Origin of the sequence: Falsiroseomonas selenitidurans, from assembly GCF_012103215.1 — a bacterium.
Taxonomy (GTDB): domain Bacteria; phylum Pseudomonadota; class Alphaproteobacteria; order Acetobacterales; family Acetobacteraceae; genus Falsiroseomonas; species Falsiroseomonas selenitidurans.
In genome coordinates, this window is record NZ_JAAVNE010000004.1 from 98,790 (window position 1) to 113,955 (window position 15,166).

Below are 15,166 nucleotides of genomic sequence, written 5' to 3' on the forward strand. Positions count from 1 at the left end.
CTCGCAGGGGCGGTCAGGTCGGGTCGCCGCTTCCCAGATACCAGTCGAGGATCTGCCGCGCCTGCATGAAGCAGATGCCGGGCGTCGCGGCCAATTCGTCCAGCATCGCCTCCAGCGCCGCGATGCGGTGCGGCACGCCGGTGATGTAGGGGTGGATGGCGATGCACATGATGCGTGGCGTGCTGCCCGCCTCGGCCAGCAGCCGCGCCGCGTGCAGCTTCACGCGGCGGGGCAGTTCCTGCTCGTCATGGTGCTGGATCATCACCACGGGGATGTCGTTCAGCTCGACGCTGTAGGGCATGGTGACCAGCGGGCCATGCGCGGTGGCCAGGCGGCATGGCAGGTCGTCCACCACCCAGTCGGCGCAGTAGCGCAGCCCGGCCTCGGCCAGCAGGTCCGCCGTCTCCAGCGTCTCGGTCAGCCCCGGGCCGAGCCAGCCGAGCGGCGGCGCGCCGGTGCAATCCTCGATCGCCTGGATGGTCTGGCGGATCATGGTGCGCTGGTCCGGCACCTTGTGCGTCGGCACCTGCACATGGCCATGGCCCATGAAGTCCCACCCGGCCTCATGCGCCGCCTGCGCCACGCGCGGATAGGCGGTGCAGACGGAGCCGTTGACGGAGAGCGTCGGCCGGATGCCGCGGCTTTCGAAGGCCTTCAGGAAGCGCCAGAAGCCGACGCGCATGCCGTATTCATGCCAGCCCCAATTGGCAATGTCCGGCAGCAGCGGCACGCCCGTGGGCGCCACCAGCACCTGGCGCGGCATCGGGTTGTCGATCAGCCAGTTCTCGACATTCACCACCGGCCAGACCGCCACCCTGGCGCCGCCCGGCAGGGCGGAAGGCGGGCGGTCCGCCGGGGTGACGAAGGGAAGCCGTTCCTCGGGCCGCATCACGCCGCCTTCTTGCCGTGGTGGGAATGCAGCCGCGCGCCAAGCTCGCGCCGCACCAGGTTGAATTCGGGCGAGGCGACGTCGCGCGGCCGCGGCAGTTCCACGGGATGCGCGCTCGCGATTCGTCCCGGGCCGGGTTCCATCACCACCACGCGGTCGGACAGGAAGATCGCCTCCTCGATCGAATGGGTGACGAACAGCACGGTCAGGCCGGTGCGCTGCCAGAGTTCGAGGAGTTCGTCCTGCAGGCGTTCGCGCGTCATCGCGTCCAGCGCGCCGAAGGGCTCGTCCATCAGCACCACCTCGGCATCGTTCGCCAGCACGCGGGCGATGGCGACGCGCTGCTTCATGCCGCCGGAGAGCTGGTGTGGATGCGCGTCGGCGAAACGGGCCAGGCCGATCAGGGCGATGAAGCGCTCCACCGTATCCCGCACCTCCGCCTTCGGGCGGCCGCGGCTGGCGGGGCCGAAGCCGATATTCTCCCGCACCGTCAGCCAGGGGAACAGGCCGTAATCCTGGAACACCATGCCGCGGTCCGGCGCCGGCCCGGCGATCGGCTTGCCCCACATCAGGGCCTGGCCCGCCGTGGGCGCCTCGAAGCCTGCGACGATCCGCAACAGGGTGGACTTGCCGCAGCCGGAGGCGCCGATCAGGCAGATGAACTCGCCCTTGCGCACGGTGAGGTTCGCATCGCGCAGCGCCTCGATGCGGCTGTCGTTCAGGATGTAGGTCTTGCCCACGCCCTGGATGTCGAGGATGGGGATTTCAGCCACGGTGCATCGGGCTCCAGCGCAGCAGTCGGTTCATCAGCATCACCACCGCGCGGTCGGACAGGAAGCCGGCCACGCCGATCACGATCATCCCGCAGATCACCAGCTCGGTGCGCGACAGGGTGCGGCCATCCATGATGACGGCGCCAAGGCCCTGCGGCACGCCCGTCATCTCGCCGACCACGATGACGAACCAGGCCAGGCCCAGGCCGAGGCGCAGCCCGGTGAAGATGGAGGGCAGCGAGGCCGGCAGCACCACCTTGAAGAACTGTGCATTGCCGCGGCAGCCGAGCATGGCGGCAGCCTCGAACAGCCGCGGCTCCACATTCTTCACGCCGAGGATGGTGTTCAGCAGGATCGGGTAGAAGGCGCCGAGGAAGACCAGGAAGAAGGCGGATTGCGTGCCGAGGCCGAACAGGATCATCGACAGCGGCAACCAGGCGGTGACCGGGATCGGCCGCATCAGCTGCAGGAAGGGGTCCATCAGCTGGCGCACCAGCGCGACGCGGCCGATCAGGATGCCAAGCGGCACGGCGACCAGCGCCGCCAGCAGGAATCCGCCATAGACCCGGCTGGCGGAGGCCAGCAGGTGGATGTGCAGCGTGGCGGAGAAGGCATCGTCCCAGATGCCGCCCACCGCGAAATCCACCATGTATTCGGCGACCTCGGCCGGCGAGGGGATCAGCCGCGTCAGCCCGTTGGCCACGGCGAAGTGCCAGAAGGCCAGCAGCAGCAGCGGCACCGGCAGCGCGAGCAGGAAGGGGCCCAGTCTTCGTCCCAGCCGGTGCAGGCCCGGCCGCGCCAGCGGCGCCGCGGCCTGCGGTGGTGCGATGGTCGCCTCGGACATGGCCCGGCCCTCCCCTTCCCGCGCCCGGATCAGGCGGAAGCCACCTCGTCGGAGAAGCGGCGGTTCAGCAGCTTGGCGAAGTCCGGCAGGCGGCGGATCTGGCGCAGCTGCAGCATCTGCTCGGCATAGGTGCGGGCCTGGCGCAGCACCGTGTCGTCCAGCTTCCAGATGTATTCGACATTGTCGGCCGACAGCGCCTGTTCCACCGCGGCGCGCGGCGCACCCAGCACGCGGACCGTGGTCTCCGCCACCTCCGCCGGGTGAGCCTTCATGTATTCGCTGGCCTTGCGGTGGATGCCCAGCATGGTGCGCACCAGCGCCGGGTCGTTCTTGATGAGGTCCTCGCTGGTGCCGAAGATCATGTTCAGCCCGCCCATGGCGGTGCCGTAGGGGTATTCCACCAGCTGGCCGACGCCGGAGGAGATGGACAGGCCCGGGCCGGGCTCCGCGCCCACATAGGCGTCGATATCACCGCGGGAGAGCATGGCGTGCATCTCGCCGAAGGGCACGCGCACCGGGGTGATGTCGCGCACGGACATGCCGGATTCGCGCAGGCGTTCCAGGATGAACACCTCCTGCGTCGAGCCGGGCCAGATGCCGATGCGCTTGCCGCGCAGATCGGCCAGGGCGCGCAGCGGCCCGCCCGCCTTGCTGATCACGCCCATGCCGCGGTTGCAGAAGGCGCCGACCACCACCACGGGCTCCCCGGCCGCCGCGCCCAGCGTGGCGGCGGCGATGCCGAAACCGCCGCAGGCGACGGAGCCGGTGACGACGGCGTTCTTGCCATCGGTCGGGCTGTCGAAGGTGATGATCTCGATGGTCAGGCCGGCCGGGGCGAAGCGCTGGTAGAAATGCGGCGTCATGGAATGGATCAGGCGCAGCGAGCCCATCTTCACCGTCCGCGCGGCCTGCGCATTGGCGATGTGGGGCGCGGCCAGGGGGGCGGCGACGGCGGCGGCGAGCAGGTGGCGGCGACGGATCATGGTCTTGTCTCCCTGTTTCATGCGGTGGTGAGGCTGGCGATGAAGGCGCGCCAGCCGCCGAAGCGGGTGATGTCCTCGGCCCCGTGCAGGCCTTCCGGCTCCACGAGGAATCCCTTGGGGGTGCTGCCATCGGCCAGGCGCAGCGTGCCGATGCCGAGCGGCGCGGGGATGCCGGCGACGAAGCGGCCGAAGCCGTCCGCCGGCAGCGCCCAGACCTCAGTCGCGATGGCGCTGCCGGCGCCGGGCGCCACCCGCAGCAGGCCGGGGCGGCGCGGTGGGCCGCCGGCCAGGGCGAACAGGCGGTAGCAGGGCTCGGTCGCCACCGCGCGGCGCAGCACGCCGCCCTCGGCCAGCAATTCCCGGTTCAGCGCCATGCCGGACAGATGCGCGCCGACGACGCCGATCTCGATCATGCTGCCATCGCCTGCATCAGATGCGCGCCGGTGGCCGACAGCGCGGCGTCGCTGCCGCGCGGGCCGATCAGTGTGACGCCGAAGGGCAGCCCATCGGGCCGCCGCACCGCCGGCACGGCCAGCGCGGCCAAGTCCAGCAGATTGACGAAGTTCGTATAGGTGCCGAGCCGGGCATTGGGGCCGATCGGGTCGGCTTCCAGCGCCGCCAGGGTGGGGAAGTTGGGCGCGGTGGGCACCAGCAGCGCGTCCATCCGGCCCCAGGCCGGCAGCGTGGCCAGGCGCAGCGCGGCCAGGCGGTGCAGGCCGGCGAAGGCGTCCGTCGCGGTGAAGCGCGCGGCCCCGGCCAGGATGCGCTGGGTCACGGGGTGCATCGCCGCGCGGGGCACCAGATGGCCGAAGGCGGCGTCCCGCTCCGCGACGAAGGCGCCCTCATAGAGCAGGCGCGCGACTTCCAGGAACGGGGTGAGGTCGATCTCCGCCAGCGTCGTGCCCGGGGGGATGCGGGCCAGGCTGGCCTCCCAGGCCGCGCGCTGTTCCGCACCATCCAGGTGCAGGTCGGCCTCGCGCGGGATGCCGAGGCGCGTCAGCGGCGCGCCGGGCGCACCCAGCGTGATGGGCCGGGACCAGGGATCGGCGGCGTCCGGCCCGGCCATCACCGCATAGGCGGCCCAGGCATCGGCAACGCTGGTGGCGAAGACGGAAATGCAGTCCAGGCTCGGGCAGGCCGGCACCACGCCGCGGGAGGGGATGGCGCCGACGCTGGGCTTCAGACCGACCAGGCCGTTCAGCGCCGCCGGCACGCGGCCTGACCCCGCCGTATCCGTCCCCAGCGCCAGCACCGCCAGCCCCTGCGCCACGGCGACGGCGGAGCCGGAGGAGGAGCCGCCCGGCACCCGCCCCGGCGCGCAGGCATTGCGCGGCACCGGATGCGGGGTGCGGGTGCCGACCAGGCCGGTGGCGAATTGGTCCAGATTGGTCTTGCCGACGATGAGCGCCCCGGCAGCGACCAGCCTGGCCACGGCGGGGGCGCTTTCGGCCGGCAGATGGGCGAAATCCGGGCAGGCGGCGGTGGTCGGCATGCCGGCGACGTCGATGTTGTCCTTCACCGCCACCGGCACGCCCCAGAGCGGGAAGCGGTCCGGGTCGAAGGGCGGCAGGGCCGCGGCCTGGGCGGCGAGGGAAGCAGGGTCAGGCCGGTGCAGGAAGATGCCGGGATCGGCCAGGGCGGCGTGCCGTGCCTCGAGCCCCGCCAGGAGGGCGGCGGGCGCCAGGCCGGCGGCATAGGCGGCGTGCAGGGCCGAGAAGCCCATGGGGGGAAGCGGGGCGGTCATGCCCCGCTGGCAAGCAAAGCGCGTGCCGCGCAGTGGCTGACGCGATTACAAGGGCTTGGCGAGGAGAGCGGGGCAGCGTGTATGCACGAACGCGCAGAAAGCGTAATTATGCCTGTATTCTAGGCAGCGCTCGGCTGGCGGAGCGCCCGCGCCATCGCCTCCCAGGTCCGCTCCGTCAGGCCGATATGCGTGCGGATCTGCGCCGCCGCCGCCGCCGCATCGCCGCGCTGGATCGCGGTCACGATGGCGCCATGCTCCTCATGCGACCGCCGCAGCCGGTCCGGCGCTTCAAGCTGGGCGGCGCGGAAGGGCGCCAGGCGGCGGCGCGTGGCGGTGGCGATCTCGCCCAGATAGCCGTTATGCGCGCCGAGATAGAGCAGGTGGTGGAAGGTGACATTGGCGGCGCGATAGGCGGCGACGTCGCCTGCCCGGACCATGGCCGCCATCGCGCCATGCTGGCGTTCCAGCCCGCGCCGCTGCTCCGGCGTCATCGCCAGGGCGGCGAGCGCCGCGGCCATCGCCTCCAGCTCCGCCATCACCAGGAACATCTCGCCCAACTGCTGCGGATCCGGGATGGCGACCACGGCGCCGCGGCGGGGCGCCACCTGCACCAGGCCGGTCGGGGCGAGCTGGCGCAACGCCTCCCGCACCGGGGTGCGGCTGCTGCCATAGGCACGGGCGAGGCCCAGCTCGTCCAGCGGCGTGCCGGGCTTCAGCCGGCCGGCGACGATATCCTCCGCCAGGCTGGCGGCGATCGCCTCGCCCCGCGTCGGGCGGGGCGGCGGGGCTGTGCTGGCGATCCGGCGGGGCATGGGATGATTTGGCGCGCCCGGCCCGCCGGCGTCCAGGCCCCGCGCTTATCGGAAGGGGAAGGGATACATCAGCCCGCCGCGGCGCCAGAGGTCGGACAGGCCGCGGTCCAGGCCGATGGGCGAGCCCTCGCCCAGGTTGCGCTCGAAGATCTCGCCGTAATTGCCGACCTGGCGGATCGCCTGCAGCGCCCAGGTATCCGCCAGGCCCAGCCGCTGGCCGAGCCCGCGGTCGAGGCCGAGCAGGTAGCGGATTTCCGCATTGCCGGAATGCAGCGCGGCTTCCAGCCCGGCGCTGGTCACCTCCAGCTCCTCCGCCGCCACCAGCGCGTGCAGGGTCCAAGCCACGATCTGGCGCCAGCGATCGTCGCCGCCGCGCACGAAGGGGGTCAGCGGCTCGCGGCTCAGCCGTTCCGGCAGCAGGGTGGCAGCGGCGGGGTCCGGCAGGTCGGTGGCGCGCAGCGTGGCGAGCGCCGCGGCATCGGCGGTCACGCCCTCGCAATCGCCGGCCTTGAAGCCATCCAGCAGCGCCGGGCCGGACTGGCGGGTTTCCACCATCCGCAGCGTGATGCCGGCGCGGGCGGCGGCGTTGGCCAGGACGGCCTGGCTGTTGTCGATATCCGCCGCCGCGACACAGATGCGCTTGCCATCGAGCTGGGCGAAATTGGCGACATCCGCATCGGCCCGCACCAGCACTGCCTGGCCGTCATACAGCAGCACGCCGATCGGGCTGAGGTTGCGGCCGGCATTGCGGCTGGCGGTAGCGGTGAGGTTCGAGGACAGCACGTCCACCCGCCCGGCCTCCAGCCCTTCAAGGCTGGCCTCGACCGAGGGGGCGGTGACGTAGGTGACCCGCTCCGCATCGCCCAGCACGGCGGCGGCCACGGCACGGCAGAAGTCCGCATCCAGGCCGCGCATCGCGCCATCCGGATCCGGCGCGGAGAAGCCGGGAAGCTGGCCGAAGACGCCGCAGCGCAGCATGCCCCGCTGCTTCACGGCCTCGAGCGTCGGGCTGGCGGCACCCGGGGCTGCCCCCTGGGCCGATCCCTGGGCCGATCCCTGGGCGGCGGCGGCCCCGGCCATGCCGAACAGCAGCAGAAGGCCAAGAAGGCAGCGGGGCATGGCGGGGCTCCGTATCTGGTGGGGGCGCGGCTCGGGCATGGAGGGGCTCAACATCCAGAGGCGGCGATGCGGCAGACGATGCCGGAGCCGGCGCGTTCCGCGATGCGGCAGACCTGCAACGCCTGCGCCTCCGCCTGTTCACGGGTCTGGCCGGCACCGGTGGCCGAGCGGCGCAGGATGGCAGGCGTGCCGCTGACCGCCTGGGCCAGGGCGCCACAGGCATTCGGGAAGTCCAGCGTGATGCGGCACTGGTTGCGGCCGACCACCGCCTCGCAGGCGCGGATCGCCTCCATGCTGGCGGCGAGCCGGTCGCCCTGGCCGCTGGTGAAGCCGAAGGCGGTGGAGGGCGGTTCCGCCGTGTAGATGAAGCCGAAGCGGCCGCGCGCGGCCTGGGCGGTGCCGCGGATGGCGGGGGCGGCGACCGGGATGGCGCTGCCTTCGGCGCAGCGCTGCTGGCAGGCCTGCACCAGGGCGCGCGGCTGGGTGGCGCAGGCGCGCTGGCAGGATTGCGGGATGCTGGTGGGCCGCGTCGCCAGCCGCGCGGCCTGCGGGACCGCGGTGCCCACCGGCCGGAAGCAGGCCCCGGCGCCGGGGCCGCTGGCCGTGCCGCAGGCCAGCAGACGCGGCGTGCTCCAGCGTTCCGCCGGCAGGGCGATGCGCCACGGGCCGCCATCCCGGCACTGGATGTCCCAATAGGCGGTGCGGCCGCGGTCCAGCCCGGCCTGGTAGAGGTTGGAGACCTCGGAACAGGCCAGGCCATTGGTGCGCAGCAGGCTGCGGAAGGCGTCCCGCTGGCCGGCCTGGTTGCGGGACAGGAGCTGGTCGTTGGTCGGGTTGCCGGTCTGCGCGCTCGCCGGCGCGACCAGCGCCTGCGCCGCCAGCGCGAGCAGGGCAGAAAGTGCCAGCACAGCCAATCGCATCGCCACGATCCCCCCGCTCTCGCGGCAAGGTGTCGCCTGTCATTTACCTTGGCGCAAGGGTGCAATTGGCGATCAGGCCGGGGCTTTGCGCCGCCCTGTCTCAGTGGTCGCGGGGCGTGTGACGCCGCGGTGGTTTTGGCGACGGATGCCGCCCGGCCGGGGCCGGCGCGGTTGTGCGGCCGGCGCGGGCGCACGCGGCAGCGGTGTTCCACCCCGGGACGGGGTTGGTGCTATAGGCAGGCGGAGTGGCAGACGGAGTTGGCTGGATGAAGACGCGCGCGGCGGTGGCCTGGGCGGCGGGCAAGCCCCTTTCGGTGACCGAGGTGGAGATCGGCGGCCCCCGGGACGGGGAGGTGCTGGTGGAGGTGAAGGCCACCGGGCTCTGCCACACCGACCTCTACACCCTGTCCGGCGCGGACCCGGAGGGTCTGTTCCCGGCCATCCTGGGGCATGAGGGTGCGGGCATCGTCCGCGAGGTGGGCGCCGGCGTCACCAGCGTGAAGCCGGGCGACCATGTCATCCCGCTCTACACGCCGGAATGCCGGCAGTGCAAAACCTGCCTCAGCCAGCGCTCCAACCTCTGCACGGCGATCCGCGGCACCCAGGGCAAGGGGGTGATGCCCGATGGCACCAGCCGCTTCTCCTGCGAGGGCGGCCCGGTGATGCACTACATGGGCTGCTCCACCTTCGCGAATTTCACGATTCTCCCGGAGATCGCTCTGGCAAAGGTCCGGGAAGACGCGCCGTTCGAGAAGATCTGCTACATCGGCTGCGGCGTGACGACGGGCATCGGCGCCGTGATCAACACCGCCAAGGTCTGGCCGGGTGCCAATGTGGCGGTGTTCGGCCTGGGCGGCATCGGGCTGAACGTGATCCAGGGCGCCCGCATGGTGGGCGCCGACCGCATCATCGGCATCGACCTGAATGATGGGCGGGAGGAGATGGCCCGGAAGTTCGGCATGACCGACTTCATCAACCCGAACACGATCGGCCACGACAAGGTGGTGCAGGCCGTGGTGGATTTGACCGGCGGCGGCGCCGATTTCTCCTTCGAATGCATCGGCAATGTGAAGGTGATGCGCCAGGCGCTGGAGTGCACGCATCGCGGCTGGGGCGAGAGCATCATCATCGGCGTGGCCGGGGCGGGGCAGGAGATTGCCACCCGGCCCTTCCAGCTGGTCACCGGCCGGTCCTGGCGCGGCACGGCCTTCGGCGGCGCCCGCGGGCGGACCGATGTGCCGAAGATCGTCGACTGGTACATGCAGGGGAAGATCGACATCGACAGCCTCATCACCCATGTGATGCCGCTGGACGAGATCAACCACGGCTTCGAGCTGATGGAGCGCGGCGAATCCATCCGCTCCGTCGTCGTCTACTAGGAGACCCGCTTGTTACGGCTGACCGAACTGAAGCTGCCGCTGGACCACCCGGAGGGGGCGCTGCAGCAGGCACTTTGCGCGGCCATCGGGCTGCGGCCAGCGGCGGTGCGCGACATCACCATCGCCCGCCGGGCCTGGGATGCGCGCAAGCGGTCGGCCATCCTGCTGGTCTATTCGGTGGATTTCACCGTGGATGACGAGGCCGCGCTGCTGCGGCGCGCGGCGGCGGACAAGGTGCTGGCGCGCACGCTGATCCGCACGCCGGATACCCGCTACCACCCCGTCGCCCAGGCCCCTGCCCTTCTGCCGCAGCGCCCCGTGGTGATCGGCACCGGGCCGTGCGGGATCTTCGCCGCCCTGATCCTGGCGGAGATGGGCTTCCGCCCGATCATCCTGGACCGCGGCAAGGTGGTGCGGGAACGCACCAAGGACACCTGGGCGCTGTGGCGCCGCAACCAGCTCACGCCCGAGAGCAATGTGCAGTTCGGCGAGGGCGGCGCCGGCACGTTTTCGGATGGCAAGTTGTGGTCCGGCATCAAGGACCCGCAGCATCTGGGCCGCAAGGTGCTGACCGAGTTCGTCGCCGCCGGCGCACCCGAAGAAATCCTGTATGTGGCCAAGCCGCATATCGGCACCTTCCGGCTGGTGACGATGGTGGAAAGCCTGCGCGCCAAGATCGAGGCGCTGGGCGGCGAATACCGCTTCGGCACCAAGGTGGTGGACTTCCTGGTGGAGACCGGGCGCGACGGGCAGCGCCGCATGGCCGGCGTGGTGACGGAAGCGGGCGAGACGATCGAGACCCGGCATGTGGTGCTCGCCATCGGCCATTCGGCGCGCGACACGTTCTTCCGGCTGCAGGCCGCCGGAATCTTCGTGGAGGCAAAGCCGTTCTCCATCGGCGTGCGGATCGAGCATCCGCAATCCATCATCGACCGCGCCCGCTTTGGCGCCTTCGCGGGCAACCCGATCCTCGGCGCGGCGGACTACAAGCTGGTGCACCACTGCACGAATGGCCGCAGCGTCTATTCCTTCTGCATGTGCCCGGGCGGCACCGTGGTGGCCGCGGCGAGCGAGCCGGGGCGGCTGGTGACCAATGGCATGAGCCAGTATTCGCGGGCCGAGCGCAACGCCAATGCGGGCATCGTCGTCGGCATCACGCCGGAGGTGGATTATCCGGGCGACCCGCTGGCCGGCATCGCCCTGCAGCGGCACTGGGAGGAACGCGCCTTCGTCGCCGGCGGCAGCAACTACTGCGCGCCCGCGCAGCTGGTCGGCGATTTCCTCGCCGGCCGTGCCTCCCAAAGCCTCGGCGCGGTGGTGCCCAGCTACAGGCCGGGCGTGACGCCCACCGACCTCGCCACCTGCCTGCCGGATTTCGCGGTGGCCGCGATGCGGGAGGCACTGCCGGCGTTCGGCAGGCAGATCCAGGGGTTCGACATGGCGGAGGCGGTGATGACGGGGGTGGAGACGCGCACCTCCTCCCCCATCCGCATCCGCCGCGATGCCAACTTCCGCAGCGTGAACACGCAGGGCCTGTATCCGGCCGGCGAGGGCGCGGGCTATGCGGGCGGCATCTTCTCCGCCGGCGTGGACGGCATCCGCGTGGCGGAGGCGGTGGGCCGCGATCTGGCCGGGCTCGCGGTCGCCGCCTGATGACCCATGTCGATGTGGTGGTGCTGGGGGCCGGCGCCGCCGGGATGTTCGCGGCCATGCGCGCCGGCCAGCGCGGGCGGCGCGTGCTGCTGCTGGACCATGCGGAGGAGCCGGGGAAGAAGATCCTGATCTCCGGCGGCGGGCGCTGCAACTTCACCAACGCGGATTGTGTGCCGGAGCGCTTCCTCTCGGCCAATCCGCATTTCGCCCGCTCCGCCCTGGCCCGCTACACGCAGCACGACTTCATCGCGCTGGTGCGCCGGCACGGCATCGCCTTCCATGAGAAGACGCTGGGCCAGCTGTTCTGCGACGGCTCCGCCCGGCAGATCGTCGCCATGCTGCTGGCGGAATGCCACGCGGCGGGGGTGGATCTGCGCGTCGGGCATCGCGTCACCGACATCACCCGCGACGACCGCTTCCGCATCGCCACGGATCGCGGCGGCTTCACCGCGGACAGCCTGGTGCTGGCCACCGGCGGCCTCTCCATCCCCAAGATGGGCGCCACCGGCTTCGCGCATGACGTGGCGCAGCGCTTCGGCCTGGCGGTGACGGTGCTGCGACCCGGCCTGGTGCCGCTGACCTTCCCGGACAAGGCGCTGGAGCTGATGCGCCCGCTGTCCGGCGTCGCCCTGCCCGCGGTCGCCCGCATCGGCCGGACGGCGTTCCGGGAGGCGGTGCTGTTCACCCATCGCGGCCTGTCCGGCCCCGCCATCCTGCAGGTTTCGTCCTACTGGCAGGAAGGCACCGCGCTGACGCTGGACCTGCTGCCGGATGCCGACCCCACGGCGCTGCTGCTGGCCGGCAAGCGGGCGCGGCCGCGGGCGGAGGCGAAGACGGTGCTGGCGGAATTCCTGCCCACCCGCCTGGCCCAGGCGTTCGCCGCGCTGCACCTGCCGCCGCGGGTGATGGCGGAGATCGGCGATGCACCGCTGAAGACGCTCGGCGCCCTGCTCCGCGCCTGGCAGATCACGCCCTCCGGCACCGAGGGCTACGCCAAGGCGGAGGTGACGCTGGGCGGGGTGGACACCGCCGGCCTGTCCTCCCAGACCCTGATGGCCAAGGACGTGCCCGGCCTGTTCGTGGTGGGAGAGGCGGTGGACGTGACCGGCTGGCTCGGCGGCTACAATTTCCAATGGGCCTGGTCCAGCGGCTGGGCGGCCGGCGAAGTGGCCTGAAGGCGGTTCGCCCAAGGCGCCGGCTTGGCAGCGCCGGCAAACCGGCCGAAGCTGCCTGAAACGGGGAGCGGCACGATGGCACGGCGCGGCATGCAGTTCGGGATCTTCCTGGCCCCCTTCCACCGGCTGGGCGACAACCCGACTCTGGCGATCGCGCGCGACATCGAGATGATCGCGCTGCTCGACCGGCTGGGGTATGACGAGGCCTGGATCGGCGAGCACCACTCCGCGGGGTGGGAGACCATCGCCTCCCCGGAGCTCATCATCGCCGCGGCGGCGGAGCGCACGAAGCACATCCGGCTGGGATCCGGCGTCACCTCCCTGCCCTATCACCACCCCTTCCTGGTGGCGCAGCGCTTCGTGCAGCTGGACCACATGACGCGCGGCCGGGTGATGCTGGGCTGCGGCCCCGGCGCGCTGGTGTCGGACGCCTACATGCTCGGCATCGAGCCGGCGACGCAGCGGCGGCGGATGGATGAAGCGCTGGAGGCCATCATGGCATTGCTGGCCTGCGACGGGCCGGTGACGCGCAAGACCGACTGGTTCGAGATGCAGGAGGCACGGCTGCACCTGCGCCCCTATTCCGACCCGCATTTCCCGATCGCGGTGGCCAGCACGCTGACACCGGCCGGGCCGGCCACGGCGGGCAAGCATGGCGTCGGCATCCTGTCGCTCGGCGCCGGCATGCCGGGCGGGCCCGCCGCCCTGCCCGGCCAGTGGAAGATCGCGGAGCAAGCCGCCGCGGCGCATGGCAAGACCGTGGACCGCCGCAACTGGCGCCTGGTGATGAACGTGCATGTGGCGGAGACCGACGAACAGGCCCTGGCCGATGTGCGGGTGGGCGAGCGGCTGGAGACGGTGACCTATTTCGAGGATGCGCTGGGCCGCCCGCCCGGACGGTCCCAGGATCCGCTGACCGATGGGGTGAAGGCCGGCACCACGCTGGTCGGATCGCCGGAGACGGTGGCACGGGGGATCGAGGCTCTGGTGGAGGCCAGCGATGGCGGCTTCGGCGGCTTCCTGTTCCGCGCGCATGACTGGGCCAACCGCGAACAGACCTGGCGCAGCTACGAGCTGTTCGCGCGCTGGGTGATGCCCCGCTTCCAGCAGGCGCTGGAGACGGTGCGCGGGTCGCATGAATGGGCAGTGGCGAACCGAAAGACGATCTTCAGCCCGAATGTGGAGGCGCTGCGCAAGGCCTTCACCGATGCCGGCAAGGACGTGCCGGAGGCCTTCGACGCGCGCGCCTCCGGGGCGCGGGACCTCAAGCCATAGGCCGGCGGCCGAGCGATTCCTGGAAGCGCAGCAGGTAGCCGTCCGGGTCCTGCACGATGAACTGCCGCACGCCGGCGTCCTGCGACCCGGCGCGGTACCATTTTTCTTCCAGTGGCAGGTACAGCGGGTGGGCGGCCGCCTGCAGCGCGGCCAGCACCGGGCCGATGGCCGGCAATTGCATCTGCAGGTTCACGCCACGGCCGAAGGGGCGCTCCAGCGGCGCAGTGATCCAGCGGCGGCCGGGGCGAAAGGCCTCCTCCAGCATCACCTGCACGCCGTCTCGGGCAAGATAGGCGAAGCCGTCCTCCGGCCGGTCATAGGCCACGGCGAAGCCGCAGAGGCCGCACCAGAAGCGCAGGCTGGCCGCCAGGTCGGCGACCAGCAGTTCCGGCACCAGCTTCGCATGGGCGAAGCCAGGCGGCAGGTCGGTCAGAGCAGGATCACCGCCAGCATCACCGCCGCCATGGCGCCACCCGCAAGGCGCACCGGCAGCAGGGCCAGGTGGCGGGCGGCCAGCAGGCCGGCGCCATGCAGCGCCGCGGTGGCCAGCAGAAAGCCCAGCGCATAGCCCGGCGCGCCGGTACCGGCCGCCAGTTCCAGGCCATGCGCGTTGCCGTGCAGCAGGCCGAAGGCGGCCACCAGCGGCAGCCCGACCCGCAGCGGCAGACGGGTGGCGCCGGCGACCAGCGCGCCGAGGATGATGACGGAGGCGAGGATGCCGGCCTCCATCATCGGCAGGCCGGTGCCGGCCATGCCCAGCCCGCCGCCCAGCGCCATCCCGCCCAGGAAGGCCGCCGGCAGGGCCAGCACGGCGCGGCCGCCCGTCAGCCCGGCCCAGAGGCCGACGGCGACCATCGCCAGGATATGGTCCAGCCCGCCGACCGGGTGCAGCAGCCCGGCGGCGACGCCATGCACATGGGCGCCGGCGCCATGGGCCAGGGCGGGCAGCGGCGCCAGCAGCGCGGCCAGGGTGAGAAGACGCAACATCAGGCAATGCCTCCGGATTTCAGGATGAAGGACGCGATCTCGGACACGCCCTGGTTTTCCTTGAGGTTCGTGAACAGGAAGGGCCGCGCCCCGCGCATCTTCCGCGCGTCGCGGTCCATCACGGACAGATCCGCGCCGACCAGCGGCGCCAGGTCGGTCTTGTTGATCACCAGCAGGTCGGACCGCGTGATGCCCGGCCCGCCCTTGCGCGGGATCTTGTCGCCGGCCGACACGTCGATGACGTAGATCGTCAGATCCGCCAGTTCCGGGCTGAAGGTCGCGGCCAGATTGTCGCCGCCGGATTCGATGAACAGCACCTCCAGCGCCGGGTGCCGGGCCGACATCTCCGCCACCGCGGCCAGGTTGATGGAGGCATCCTCGCGGATCGCGGTATGCGGGCAGCCGCCGGTCTCCACCCCCATGATGCGGTCCGGCGCCAGGGCGCCGGAGCGGGTGAGGAATTCGGAATCCTCCTTGGTGTAGATGTCGTTGGTGATGGCGGCGATGTCGTGCGCCTCCCGCATCGCCTTGCAGAGGCGATCCACCAGGGCGGTCTTGCCGGAGCCGACGGGGCCGCCGATGCCGACGCGGAAGGGGCCATGGCTCATGCTGC

16 protein-coding genes are annotated in these 15,166 nt (G+C 71.6%); 4 read left to right on the forward strand and 12 right to left on the reverse strand.

The window, feature by feature from the left end; all coding sequences use genetic code 11:
* Positions 1 to 13: 13 nt before the first annotated feature.
* The 9 genes from HEQ75_RS04185 to HEQ75_RS04220 all read right to left on the reverse strand — a co-directional run bounded on the left by HEQ75_RS04185 (position 14) and on the right by HEQ75_RS04220 (position 8,084).
* Positions 14 to 889, reverse strand: a complete 876-nt coding sequence (locus HEQ75_RS04185; RefSeq protein ID WP_168027671.1) for a polysaccharide deacetylase family protein — start codon at positions 887 to 889, stop codon at positions 14 to 16.
* Positions 889 to 1,662, reverse strand: a complete 774-nt coding sequence (locus HEQ75_RS04190) for an ABC transporter ATP-binding protein (protein ID WP_168027672.1) — start codon at positions 1,660 to 1,662, stop codon at positions 889 to 891. The genes HEQ75_RS04185 and HEQ75_RS04190 overlap by 1 nt, the downstream gene beginning before the upstream one ends.
* Positions 1,655 to 2,506: an ABC transporter permease gene (locus tag HEQ75_RS04195; protein WP_168027673.1), complete on the reverse strand. Its 852-nt coding sequence runs from the start codon at positions 2,504 to 2,506 to the stop codon at positions 1,655 to 1,657. Before HEQ75_RS04195 ends, HEQ75_RS04190 begins: the two co-directional genes overlap by 8 nt.
* 29 nt (positions 2,507 to 2,535) lie before the next feature.
* A complete protein-coding gene (locus HEQ75_RS04200; RefSeq protein ID WP_168027674.1) occupies positions 2,536 to 3,489 on the reverse strand; it encodes an ABC transporter substrate-binding protein in 954 nt (317 codons plus the stop codon).
* Positions 3,490 to 3,506: 17 nt separating this feature from the next.
* Positions 3,507 to 3,902: an allophanate hydrolase-related protein gene (locus HEQ75_RS28080; RefSeq protein WP_235961249.1), complete on the reverse strand. Its 396-nt coding sequence runs from the start codon at positions 3,900 to 3,902 to the stop codon at positions 3,507 to 3,509.
* Complete coding sequence (atzF, locus tag HEQ75_RS04205; protein ID WP_235961251.1) at positions 3,899 to 5,233, reverse strand: allophanate hydrolase; 1,335 nt, start codon at positions 5,231 to 5,233, stop codon at positions 3,899 to 3,901. The genes HEQ75_RS28080 and atzF overlap by 4 nt, the downstream gene beginning before the upstream one ends.
* A gap of 119 nt (positions 5,234 to 5,352) precedes the next feature.
* Entirely contained in the window at positions 5,353 to 6,045 is a 693-nt protein-coding gene (locus HEQ75_RS04210; protein ID WP_168027675.1) for a GntR family transcriptional regulator, read from the reverse strand.
* 45 nt (positions 6,046 to 6,090) lie between these two features.
* Positions 6,091 to 7,164, reverse strand: a complete 1,074-nt coding sequence (locus HEQ75_RS04215; RefSeq protein WP_168027676.1) for a transporter substrate-binding domain-containing protein — start codon at positions 7,162 to 7,164, stop codon at positions 6,091 to 6,093.
* Positions 7,165 to 7,211: 47 nt separating this feature from the next.
* Positions 7,212 to 8,084: a DUF4189 domain-containing protein gene (locus HEQ75_RS04220; RefSeq protein WP_168027677.1), complete on the reverse strand. Its 873-nt coding sequence runs from the start codon at positions 8,082 to 8,084 to the stop codon at positions 7,212 to 7,214.
* 266 nt (positions 8,085 to 8,350) lie between these two features.
* On the opposite strand from HEQ75_RS04220, the gene HEQ75_RS04225 reads away from it, so the two are divergent.
* The 4 genes from HEQ75_RS04225 to HEQ75_RS04240 all read left to right on the forward strand — a co-directional run bounded on the left by HEQ75_RS04225 (position 8,351) and on the right by HEQ75_RS04240 (position 13,566).
* Positions 8,351 to 9,463 (forward strand): S-(hydroxymethyl)glutathione dehydrogenase/class III alcohol dehydrogenase, encoded by a 1,113-nt coding sequence (locus HEQ75_RS04225; protein ID WP_168027678.1) that lies wholly within the window; start codon positions 8,351 to 8,353, stop codon positions 9,461 to 9,463.
* 9 nt (positions 9,464 to 9,472) lie between these two features.
* Positions 9,473 to 11,116, forward strand: coding sequence for an NAD(P)/FAD-dependent oxidoreductase (locus tag HEQ75_RS04230; protein ID WP_168027679.1), 1,644 nt, complete (start codon positions 9,473 to 9,475; stop codon positions 11,114 to 11,116).
* On the forward strand, positions 11,116 to 12,291 hold the full coding sequence (locus tag HEQ75_RS04235; RefSeq protein WP_168027680.1) for a BaiN/RdsA family NAD(P)/FAD-dependent oxidoreductase: 1,176 nt from the start codon (positions 11,116 to 11,118) through the stop codon (positions 12,289 to 12,291). Before HEQ75_RS04230 ends, HEQ75_RS04235 begins: the two co-directional genes overlap by 1 nt.
* Positions 12,292 to 12,381: 90 nt before the next feature.
* Positions 12,382 to 13,566, forward strand: a complete 1,185-nt coding sequence (locus HEQ75_RS04240) for an LLM class flavin-dependent oxidoreductase (RefSeq protein ID WP_209318336.1) — start codon at positions 12,382 to 12,384, stop codon at positions 13,564 to 13,566.
* Here HEQ75_RS04240 and HEQ75_RS04245 read toward each other — a convergent pair.
* The 3 genes from HEQ75_RS04245 to ureG are packed head-to-tail and all read right to left on the reverse strand — an operon-like array spanning position 13,556 to position 15,161.
* Entirely contained in the window at positions 13,556 to 13,960 is a 405-nt protein-coding gene (locus HEQ75_RS04245; protein ID WP_328733406.1) for a bleomycin resistance protein, read from the reverse strand. The two genes, HEQ75_RS04240 and HEQ75_RS04245, sit on opposite strands and share 11 nt — an antisense overlap.
* Positions 13,961 to 13,995: 35 nt before the next feature.
* Positions 13,996 to 14,553 (reverse strand): HupE/UreJ family protein, encoded by a 558-nt coding sequence (locus HEQ75_RS04250; RefSeq protein WP_168027682.1) that lies wholly within the window; start codon positions 14,551 to 14,553, stop codon positions 13,996 to 13,998.
* Positions 14,553 to 15,161 carry an urease accessory protein UreG gene (gene ureG / locus HEQ75_RS04255; RefSeq protein ID WP_168027683.1) on the reverse strand — a complete coding sequence of 203 codons (609 nt, stop codon included), beginning with the start codon at positions 15,159 to 15,161 and terminating at the stop codon, positions 14,553 to 14,555. The genes HEQ75_RS04250 and ureG overlap by 1 nt, the downstream gene beginning before the upstream one ends.
* Between the last annotated feature and the right edge of the window lie 5 nt (positions 15,162 to 15,166).

Excerpts from the sequence above, each read along its gene's own strand:
- HEQ75_RS04185 (WP_168027671.1), bottom strand. The coding sequence starts at position 889 with ATGCGGCCCGAGGAACGGCTTCCCTTCGTCACCCCGGCGGACCGCCCG.
- HEQ75_RS04195 (WP_168027673.1), bottom strand. The coding sequence starts at position 2,506 with ATGTCCGAGGCGACCATCGCACCACCGCAGGCCGCGGCGCCGCTGGCG.
- HEQ75_RS04200 (WP_168027674.1), bottom strand. The coding sequence starts at position 3,489 with ATGATCCGTCGCCGCCACCTGCTCGCCGCCGCCGTCGCCGCCCCCCTG.
- HEQ75_RS28080 (WP_235961249.1), bottom strand. The coding sequence starts at position 3,902 with ATGATCGAGATCGGCGTCGTCGGCGCGCATCTGTCCGGCATGGCGCTG.
- atzF (WP_235961251.1), bottom strand. The coding sequence starts at position 5,233 with ATGACCGCCCCGCTTCCCCCCATGGGCTTCTCGGCCCTGCACGCCGCC.
- HEQ75_RS04210 (WP_168027675.1), bottom strand. The coding sequence starts at position 6,045 with ATGCCCCGCCGGATCGCCAGCACAGCCCCGCCGCCCCGCCCGACGCGG.
- HEQ75_RS04215 (WP_168027676.1), bottom strand. The coding sequence starts at position 7,164 with ATGCCCCGCTGCCTTCTTGGCCTTCTGCTGCTGTTCGGCATGGCCGGG.
- HEQ75_RS04220 (WP_168027677.1), bottom strand. The coding sequence starts at position 8,084 with ATGCGATTGGCTGTGCTGGCACTTTCTGCCCTGCTCGCGCTGGCGGCG.
- HEQ75_RS04225 (WP_168027678.1), top strand. The coding sequence starts at position 8,351 with ATGAAGACGCGCGCGGCGGTGGCCTGGGCGGCGGGCAAGCCCCTTTCG.
- HEQ75_RS04235 (WP_168027680.1), top strand. The coding sequence starts at position 11,116 with ATGACCCATGTCGATGTGGTGGTGCTGGGGGCCGGCGCCGCCGGGATG.
- HEQ75_RS04240 (WP_209318336.1), top strand. The coding sequence starts at position 12,382 with ATGCAGTTCGGGATCTTCCTGGCCCCCTTCCACCGGCTGGGCGACAAC.
- HEQ75_RS04250 (WP_168027682.1), bottom strand. The coding sequence starts at position 14,553 with ATGTTGCGTCTTCTCACCCTGGCCGCGCTGCTGGCGCCGCTGCCCGCC.
- ureG (WP_168027683.1), bottom strand. The coding sequence starts at position 15,161 with ATGAGCCATGGCCCCTTCCGCGTCGGCATCGGCGGCCCCGTCGGCTCC.